This is a genomic window from Isoptericola sp. NPDC057191, from assembly GCF_042670225.1.
In the GTDB taxonomy this organism is placed as follows: Bacteria; Actinomycetota; Actinomycetes; order Actinomycetales; family Cellulomonadaceae; genus Isoptericola.
Map to the genome: position 1 here is coordinate 1 of NZ_JBHUWC010000175.1, position 8535 is coordinate 8535.

At 71.1% G+C, this 8535-nt stretch carries 8 protein-coding genes and 1 pseudogene; 7 read left to right on the top strand and 2 right to left on the bottom strand.

The annotated features are described in order from the left end of the window. The first annotated feature begins 62 nt into the window (after positions 1-62). Together ACFT55_RS16860 and ACFT55_RS16865 are read left to right on the top strand one after the other, a co-directional pair. The gene (locus ACFT55_RS16860) at positions 63-1820 is read left to right on the top strand and encodes a DEDD exonuclease domain-containing protein (RefSeq protein WP_380244999.1); all 1758 of its coding nucleotides are present in this window, start codon (positions 63-65) and stop codon (positions 1818-1820) included. Next, positions 1814-2095 carry an Lrp/AsnC family transcriptional regulator gene (locus ACFT55_RS16865; protein WP_380245000.1) on the top strand — a complete coding sequence of 94 codons (282 nt, stop codon included), beginning with the start codon at positions 1814-1816 and terminating at the stop codon, positions 2093-2095. Before ACFT55_RS16860 ends, ACFT55_RS16865 begins: the two co-directional genes overlap by 7 nt. A 13-nt stretch (positions 2096-2108) precedes the next feature. On the opposite strand, the gene trpD is transcribed toward ACFT55_RS16865, so the two are convergent. Both trpD and ACFT55_RS16875 read right to left on the bottom strand, forming a co-directional pair. Then, the gene (trpD, locus tag ACFT55_RS16870; protein WP_380245001.1) at positions 2109-3203 is read right to left on the bottom strand and encodes an anthranilate phosphoribosyltransferase; all 1095 of its coding nucleotides are present in this window, start codon (positions 3201-3203) and stop codon (positions 2109-2111) included. A 66-nt stretch (positions 3204-3269) separates the two neighbouring features. Next, a complete protein-coding gene (locus ACFT55_RS16875; RefSeq protein WP_380245002.1) occupies positions 3270-3734 on the bottom strand; it encodes a hypothetical protein in 465 nt (154 codons plus the stop codon). A gap of 264 nt (positions 3735-3998) precedes the next feature. Between ACFT55_RS16875 and ACFT55_RS16880 the strand changes: the two genes are divergently transcribed. The 5 genes and pseudogenes from ACFT55_RS16880 to ACFT55_RS16900 form a co-directional block, all read left to right on the top strand. Beyond that, complete coding sequence (locus ACFT55_RS16880) at positions 3999-4652, top strand: heme-copper oxidase subunit III (protein WP_380245003.1); 654 nt, start codon at positions 3999-4001, stop codon at positions 4650-4652. A 68-nt stretch (positions 4653-4720) separates the two neighbouring features. Next, positions 4721-5500 carry a c-type cytochrome gene (locus ACFT55_RS16885; RefSeq protein ID WP_380245004.1) on the top strand — a complete coding sequence of 260 codons (780 nt, stop codon included), beginning with the start codon at positions 4721-4723 and terminating at the stop codon, positions 5498-5500. After that, entirely contained in the window at positions 5497-6549 is a 1053-nt protein-coding gene (locus ACFT55_RS16890) for a Rieske 2Fe-2S domain-containing protein (RefSeq protein ID WP_380245005.1), read from the top strand. Before ACFT55_RS16885 ends, ACFT55_RS16890 begins: the two co-directional genes overlap by 4 nt. Then, positions 6546-8249: a cytochrome bc complex cytochrome b subunit gene (locus tag ACFT55_RS16895; RefSeq protein ID WP_380245006.1), complete on the top strand. Its 1704-nt coding sequence runs from the start codon at positions 6546-6548 to the stop codon at positions 8247-8249. Before ACFT55_RS16890 ends, ACFT55_RS16895 begins: the two co-directional genes overlap by 4 nt. A gap of 170 nt (positions 8250-8419) precedes the next feature. Further along, positions 8420-8535, top strand: a pseudogene (locus ACFT55_RS16900) (superoxide dismutase); the annotation flags it as partial.

Below are 8535 nucleotides of genomic sequence, written 5' to 3' on the forward strand. Positions count from 1 at the left end.
GTGTCTTGAGGATCAAGTCAGCACGGTCGATGCCTGTCGGTGGTCCTCGTTACGGTCCCGGCATGCCGAGCACCACCCCGCCCGCGCCGAGCCCGACGGCGCTCCAGCCGTCCTTCGAGGACCTCGGCACCCCGCTGCGCGACGTCACCTTCGTCGTCGTCGACCTCGAGACCACGGGCGGACGAGCCTCCGACGGCGGGATCACCGAGATCGGCGCGGTGAAGGTGCGGGCCGGCGAGGTCCTCGGCGAGCTCCAGTCGCTCGTCAACCCGGGGCATCCGGTGCCGGCCTTCGTGGCCCGGCTCACGGGCATCACGTCGTCGATGGTCGCGACCGCTCCCCCGGTCGAGCTCGTCCTGCCGAGCTTCCTGGAGTTCGCGCGCGACGCCGTGCTGGTGGCGCACAACGCCCCGTTCGACGTCGGCTTCCTGCGGGCCGCGTGCGACCGCCTGGGCTACGACTGGCCAGGGTTCCGTGTGGTGGACACGGTGCCGCTCGCGCGGCGCGTCGTCACGCGCGACGAGGCACCGAACCACAAGCTCTCCACGCTCGCGGCGCTCTTCCGCGCCCGGGTGACTCCCGAGCACCGGGCGCTGGCGGACGCGCGCGCGACGGTCGACGTGCTGCACGCCCTCCTGGAGCGCCTGGCCCCCCTCGGGATCACCCACCTGGAGGACCTCGCCACCGCGGCGGACCCCGTGCCGCCCGACGTCCGCCGCAAGCGCACCCTTGCCGACGACCTCCCCGAGGCACCGGGCGTCTACCTCTTCCGCGGCCCCGGGGAGGAGGTGCTGTACGTCGGCACCTCCACGAACCTGCGCAAGCGCGTGCGGTCGTACTTCACGGCCGCCGAGAAGCGCAGCCGCATCACGGAGATGGTGCGCATCGCGCACGCGGTCACTCCGGTCGTCTGCGCGACACCGCTCGAGGCGCAGGTGCGCGAGCTGCGGCTCATCGCCGAGCACGCCCCGCGCTACAACCGGCGCTCCAAGCATCCCGAGCGCCAGACGTGGGTGCGCCTCACCGACGAGGCCTACCCACGGCTGTCGGTCGTGCGGGAGGTGCGTGCGGGCGCCCCGCACATCGGTCCGTTCACCTCGCGACAGTCGGCCCAGGCCGCGGTGGACGCCCTGCACGACGCCCTGCCGCTGCGGCAGTGCACCGCCCGGCTGCCGCGGGTCGCGCGGACCCCGGGCAGCCCGTGCGCGCTCGCCGGGATGGGGAGGTGCTCGGCCCCGTGCACCGCGACGGGTACGGCCGACGTCGGGTACGACGCTGTCGTGGACGCCGCGCGCACCGCCCTCACCGGGGACCCGTCGCTCGTCGTCGACGCGCTCGCCGCCCGGGTCGCACGGCTCGCCGCGCAGGAGCGCTTCGAGGAGGCCGGGCAGGTCACCCACCGGCTCCGGGCGTTCGTCCAGGGCGCCGCCCGTGCGCAGCGGCTCGACCCCGTCGCGCGGTGCGCCGAGCTCGTCGCCGCACGTCCGACGCCTGCCGGGGGCTGGGAGCTCGTCGTCGTGAAGCACGGCAGGCTCGCCGCCACGGCGGTGACGGGCCCGGACGACGACCCGCTCCCCGTGGTCGACGCCCTGCGCGCCACGGCCGAGGTCGTCGCCCCGTCGGTGGCGCCGGCACCCGCCTGCCACCCGGAGGAGGCCGCGCTGGTGCTCGCCTGGCTCGAGGAGCCCGGTGTCCGGCTCGTGCACGTCAGCGACCCGTGGTCGTGCCCGGCGCGCTCCGCCGCCGCCCACGTCGACCTCGCGGCAGTGTCGGCGAGCGTCGCGGACCACGCCGCCGTGGCTACGATGACCGCATGCTGACCGCCATCGTGCTCATCGACACCGAGGCCGACCAGATCCCCGAGGTCGCCACCAAGGTCACCGATCTCAAGGGGGTCAGCGAGGTCTACTCCGTCACCGGCAAGGCCGACCTGGTCGCCATGGTGCGGGTGCGCGAGCACGAGGAGCTGGCCGACGTCATCGCGGACGGCATCAGCAAGGTCCCGGGCGTCGTGCGCACGGAGACGCTCATCGCGTTCCGCACCTACTCGAACGTGGACCTGGAGCAGGCGTTCGCGATCGGCCTCGACGACTGACACCGACCGCGGGTCAGTCCTGCGTCGCGGCGGCCCAGCGCTCCAGGACGCGGGCGGCGGCGCCGTCGTCGATGCTGCGCGCAGCGTGGCCGATGCCGGCCGACAGCCGCTCCACGAGCGTGCCGGCGTCCGTGCCGGGCAGGCTGCCGTCCGCCGCGAGGGCGGCCGCCGCGTTGAGCAGCACCGTCTCGCGCACCGGGCCCTGGTCGACGCCCGTGAGGACGTCGCGCGCCACCGCCGCGTTGTGGCTCGCGTCGGCGCCGCGCAGGTCGGCCACGTCGATGCGCCGCAGCCCGAGGTCGGCCGCGGCGTCGAGACGCACCTCGGTGACCTGACCGTCGCGGACCTCCCAGACCGTCGATCCGCCCGTCGCGGCGAGCTCGTCCAGGCCGTCGTCGCCCCGGAACACGAGCGCCCGGGTGCCCCGCGCGGCGAAGACGCCTGCCACCAGCGGCGCCATCCGGGCGTCCGCGACCCCGACGGCCGTGGCCCGGGGCTGCGCAGGGTTGGTCAGCGGACCGAGGAAGTTGAAGGCGGTCGCGACGCCGAGCTCCTTGCGCGCCACGCCGGCGTGCCGGAACGAGGGGTGGAAGACCATCGCGAAGCAGAACGTGATGCCGACCTGCTCCGCCAGCTCCGCGACGCGCTCGGGACCGTGGTCCAGGCGCACCCCCAGCGCCTCGAGGACGTCGGCCGAGCCCGACGACGAGGACGCGGCGCGGTTGCCGTGCTTCACCACCTTGACGCCCGTGCCCGCCACGACGACCGCGGCCATGGTGGAGATGTTCACCGTGTGCGCCCGGTCGCCACCGCTGCCGACGATGTCGACGCTCGGGCCGGGGACGGTGAAGCGGCGCGCGTGGGCCAGCATCGTGTCCGCGAGCCCGGTCAGCTCCTCCACCGTCTCGCCCTTGGCCCGCAGCCCCACGAGGAAGGCCGCGAGCCGGGTCGGCGACACCTCGCCCGACATCACCGCGTCCATCGCCCAGGCGGTGTCCCGCGCGCTCAGGTCGTGGCCGGCGATGAGCTCCGTGAGCAGGCCGGGCCACGTCTGCTCGGGCGACGTCTGCTCGGGCTGCGCGGGCACGGGGCTGTCGTTCGTGGGCACCAGGTTCCTCCGGTTCGGTGGTCGCGCGGTCCGGACGCACCTGGTGCGACCCTCAGGGTCGGTCGGTCAGGCCGTCGCGGCGAGCTGGCCGGCCACCGTGCGCTGCAGCTCGATCACGTCGAGCGGCCGCGGCACCACGGCGTCGGCGAGCGACCACGATGCTAGCCATCCGTCGTCCGGCCTGCCGGTGAGGACCACGACGGGCGGGCAGCGGTACACCTCGTTCTTGAGCTGACGGCACAGACCCATCCCGCCGGCCTTGTCCGCCTCGCCGTCGAGCACGAGCAGGTCCCACCCGCCGCGGTCGGCGGCGGCGACAACCGCGGCGGGGGTCGCGACCTCGGCCCAGGCGATCTCCGGGGCGTGCGCGCGCAGGCGGGGCCCGACCGCGTCGCGCACCTGCGCCCGCACCGTCCTGTCGTCGCTGTAGAGCAGGATCCGCGGTCCGCGCGCGGGGGCGGCGGGCTCGACCCGGTCGCTCGGGTGGTCCGTCGTCAGATCCGTCGTCAGACCTGTCGTCTGATCCGTCATCGAGGCTCCTCTTCGTGGACGTGCACGGCACCGGGCACGGACACGACGACCGGTACCGGCCCGCGGCCGCCGGACGTCGACGTTTGCTGGCATCGTGGCACACTCGCGTCACCTCGGGCAGTCGCCGAACGTGGTCTTTTACTGGCACTCTCCGGCGATCCGTCACCTCGTAGTGGCAGAGTGGCGAGTTTCCGCAGATTCTGTGCGCATCGACTTCGCGCAGCGCCCACACGAGTGGCTCGAAGCGGCCACATGTCGGCCATAATGGCTGACGTGTCGACCGCAACGGCTGCTGCCCCCCATGCCCACCAGCACGTGAGCGTCAACCGTCCGAACCCCGTGTCGGTCGGGACGATCGTCTGGCTCGCCAGCGAGCTGATGTTCTTCGCTGGCCTCTTCGCGATGTACTTCACCGTCCGCTCGGTGATGCCCGAGGCGGAGTGGGCCGCTCAGGCGGACAAGCTCAACCTCACCTTCTCGACGCTGAACACCACCGTGCTGGTGCTGTCGTCGGTCACCTGCCAGATGGGCGTGTGGGCCGCCGAGCGGTTCAAGCCGGCGCGGTCCGGCTCCATCCTGCAGGTGAACAAGTGGGGCATGCACGAGTGGATGACGCTGACGTACCTCATGGGTGCGTTCTTCATCGGCGGCCAGATCTTCGAGTACACCGAGCTGGTGCACGAGGGCCTGACCATCTCGTCCAGCCCGTACGGCTCGGTCTTCTACCTGACCACGGGCTTCCACGGCCTCCACGTGCTCGGCGGCCTCATCGCCTTCCTGTTCCTCCTGGGCCGCTCCTTCGCCGCCCGGAACTTCGGTCACCACGAGGCGACGACCGCGATCGTCACGTCCTACTACTGGCACTTCGTCGACGTGGTGTGGATCGCCCTCTTCGCTGTCATCTACCTCCTGCGCTGAACCCCCCGGGCCGGCTTCGGCGCCGGTCCTGACCCTGCACCTTCGATCTGCGAGACGAGGATCATTTCGTGAAGGCACTCGCCGCCCGCAGGCACCACCGGCTGGCGCCGGTCGTGCTGCTGCTGCTGGCGCTGCTGGTCACGGGCGGCGTCTACGCCGCCCTGGCCCCGAGCCCGGCCCAGGCCGACACCGCCAGCACCGCGGACATCGAGACCGGGAAGAAGCTCTTCCAGGCCAACTGCGCCACCTGCCACGGACCGAACGCGGAGGGCACCTCCCAGGCGCCGTCCCTGGTCGGCGTGGGCGCTGCCGCGGTCGACTTCCAGGTCTCCACCGGCCGGATGCCCATGCAGATGAACGGCCCCCAGGCCAGGGCGAAGCCCCGGCAGATGGATGAGGAGCAGACGGCCGCGCTCGCCGCGTACGTCGCCTCGCTCGGCGCCGGTCCTGCCATCCCCACCGACCAGGAGGTGGACGGCAGCAAGGGCGACCCGGCCAACGGTATGGCCCTGTTCCGCACCAACTGCGCGATGTGCCACAACGCCGTCGGCGCGGGTGGCGCACTCTCGGAGGGCAAGTTCGCGCCGCCGCTGTGGGACACCTCCAGCCGCAACGTGTACCAGGCCATGCTCACCGGCCCGCAGTCGATGCCGGTGTTCAACGACGCCAACATCACGCCTGGCGAGAAGCGCGACATCATCGCGTTCCTCGACGAGCAGGACCAGGGTTCGGCCGGCGGCCTGACCCTCGGCTCGCTCGGCCCGGTCAGCGAGGGCCTGTGGGCCTGGGTCATCGGCATCGGCCTGATCATCGGCGGCGCTGTGTGGATCGGAGCAAAGTCCTCGTGAGCGAGAACCAGAACCCCCAGGGGCCGTCGCACGACGTGACCCCGCACCACGGCAACGGCACGGTCGCGCAGTCCGACCGCTTCGCCGACCCGGGCGTCCCGGCGCACCACCCGCGTCTCGCGGACAGCGACCCGAAGGCCGCCAAGCGCAACGAGCGGATCATCGCGATCCTCTTCGCGATCTCGTGCCTCGGCACCATCGGGTCCCTCGTGGCCTACTTCGCCGTGCGCCCGGACGGCACCACGCCCGGTGTGCGCATGTCGACCGTGCTGCTCGGCGTGGCGATCGCGGTGTCGCTGTTCGGCATCGGCTTCGCCGCCGTGCACTGGGCCAAGACCCTGATGTCCAACAAGGAGTACGTCGAGGAGCGCCACTCGAGCAGCAGCTCGGAGGAGGTCCGCGGCGCCGTCCAGCAGCAGTTCAAGGACGGCCTGGAGGACTCGGGCATCGCCCGTCGTCCCGTGCTCAAGGGAGCCGTCGTCTCGGCCCTGGCCCTCTTTCCGCTGACCATCGCCGTGCCGCTCGTCTCGAGCGTCGGCGGCGACTGGAACGTGAACAAGTTCCGGCACACGCTCTGGAAGAAGGGCGTCCGCCTCGCGTACGACCCGTCGGGCCGCCCGATCAAGGCGGCGGACCTCACGGTCGGCTCCGTCGCGCACGTCATCCCCGACGTGTCCGCCGAGGAGCGCGAGTCCCACGAGTGGATCACCGAGAAGGCCAAGTCCGTGGTCCTCCTCGTCCGCCTGGACCCGCGGGACCTCAAGCGCGACCACCGCCCCGGCGCCTCGTACGACGGCATCGTGGCCTACTCGAAGATCTGCACCCACGTGGGGTGCCCGGTCGCCCTCTACGAGCAGCAGACGCACCACCTGCTGTGCCCGTGCCACCAGTCGACCTTCGACGTCGCCGACGGCGCCAAGGTGGTCTTCGGCCCGGCCAAGCGCCCGCTGCCGCAGCTGCCCATCACCGTTGACGACGAGGGGTATCTTGTAGCTGAGGACGACTTCAACGAGCCCATCGGCCCGAGCTACTGGGAGCGCCTGAAGTGAGCACCACGACTACTCCCCCCGCCACGGCGGAGCCGACCACCGCGATCGGCAAGACCGCCGACTACCTCGACCAGCGGACCAAGATCGGCGTGCTCACCAAGCAGCTCGTCCGCAAGGTCTTCCCGGACCACTGGTCGTTCATGCTCGGCGAGATCGCGCTGTTCTCGTTCGTCGTGCTCCTCATCTCCGGCATCTTCCTGGCGATGTTCTTCGAGCCGTCGATGGCGCTCACCACGTACCACGGCCCCCCGGCGACCATGGACGGCCAGCTGATGTCGGTGGCCTTCTCGTCGACGCTCGACATGTCGTTCGAGGTGCGCGGCGGTCTGCTCATGCGGCAGATCCACCACTGGTCGGCGCTGATCTTCGTGGCCGGCATCGTGGTGCACATGATGCGCGTCTTCTTCACCGGCGCCTTCCGCAAGCCGCGTGAGCTCAACTGGCTCGTCGGCACGCTGCTGATGATCCTGAGCCTCCTCGCCGGCTTCTCCGGCTACTCGCTCCCGGACGACGTGCTCTCCGGCAACGGCCTGCGCATCACCGACGGCGTCGTGAAGTCGATCCCGATCATCGGGTCGTACCTCTCGTACTTCATCTTCGGCGGCGAGTTCCCGGGCGAGCACATCATCCCGCGCCTGTTCACCGTGCACATCCTGCTCGTGCCGGCGCTGATCCTGGCTCTCGTGGGCGTGCACCTGTTCCTCATGGTGCTGAACAAGCACACGCAGTACCCGGGCGGTGGCCGCACCAACAACAACGTCGTCGGCTACCCGGCCGTCCCGGCGTTCGCCACGAAGATGGGTGGCAACTTCTTCATCATCTTCGGCGTCCTGGCCCTCATGGGCGGCACCCTGGCGATCAACAACGTCTGGAACTACGGCCCGTACGACCCGTCTCCGGTGTCCGCGGGCGCCCAGCCTGACTGGTACATGCTGTTCCTCGAGGGATCGCTGCGCCTCATGCCGGGCCAGGCGGAGATCGTCACGTGGGGCGACTACACGCTCTCGCTGAACATCCTCGTGCCGGCGGTGATCATCCCCGGCCTGCTGTTCACCTTCCTGTTCGTGTACCCCTTCCTCGAGGCGAAGGTGACGGGCGACCACCGCGAGCACCACGTGCTCGACCGGCCGCGCAACGTCCCGACCCGCACCGGCCTGGGCGTCGCGTTCCTCACGGCGTTCGTCATCCTGGCGCTGGCGGGGTCGAACGACCTGATCGCCACGCACTTCTCGCTGTCGATCAACACGATCACGTGGGTCTTCCGGGTGCTGTTCTTCGCCGGGCCGGTCTTCGCCTTCTGGGTGACCAAGCGAATCTGCCTCGGCCTCCAGCGCAAGGACCGCGAGCTGGTGCTCCACGGTCACGAGACCGGGCGCATCGTCCGGTTCGCGAACGGCGAGTACATCGAGGTCCACCGGCCGCTCGACGAGCAGGAGCGTTGGCTGCGCGTCAACTACGAGGCGCGTCGACCGCTCGAGATCGAGCCCGCCAGCGACGCCCGCGGTGTCAAGCGCAAGGGCTACAAGATGGACAAGCGGTGGCAGCGGCTGTCGCAGTTCTTCTACGAGGACCGGGTGGAGCCTGTGACTCCTGCCGAGCTGGCGGCGGCGCACGCGCACGGCGAGCACGACGAGCTCGAGCCTGCAGACAAGACCCCCGAGCTGGTCTCGGGGTCTGGTTCCGTCGAGCGGGAACACTGAGTCTCCTGCAGGCTGGAACGGTGGCCCGCGCTCCCCTCCCCCGATCACTCGGGCGGGGCGCGCGGGCCTCCGTCGTCCCCGGCGGGTAAGCCCCGCCGGTCCCAGCGCTCGACGACGTCCCCACCGCACGCCGACCACGGCGTGCGGCAAGCAACCGGAGGTATCTCAGCATGGCTGTCTACACGCTCCCTGACCTGCCCTACGACTACAGCGCCCTGGAGCCGCACATCAGCGGCAAGATCATGGAGCTGCACCACGACAAGCACCACGCCACCTACGTCGCAGG

Excerpts from the sequence above, each read along its gene's own strand:
- ACFT55_RS16860 (WP_380244999.1), top strand. The coding sequence starts at position 63 with ATGCCGAGCACCACCCCGCCCGCGCCGAGCCCGACGGCGCTCCAGCCG.
- ACFT55_RS16865 (WP_380245000.1), top strand. The coding sequence starts at position 1,814 with ATGCTGACCGCCATCGTGCTCATCGACACCGAGGCCGACCAGATCCCC.
- ACFT55_RS16875 (WP_380245002.1), bottom strand. The coding sequence starts at position 3,734 with ATGACGGATCAGACGACAGGTCTGACGACGGATCTGACGACGGACCAC.
- ACFT55_RS16880 (WP_380245003.1), top strand. The coding sequence starts at position 3,999 with ATGGCTGACGTGTCGACCGCAACGGCTGCTGCCCCCCATGCCCACCAG.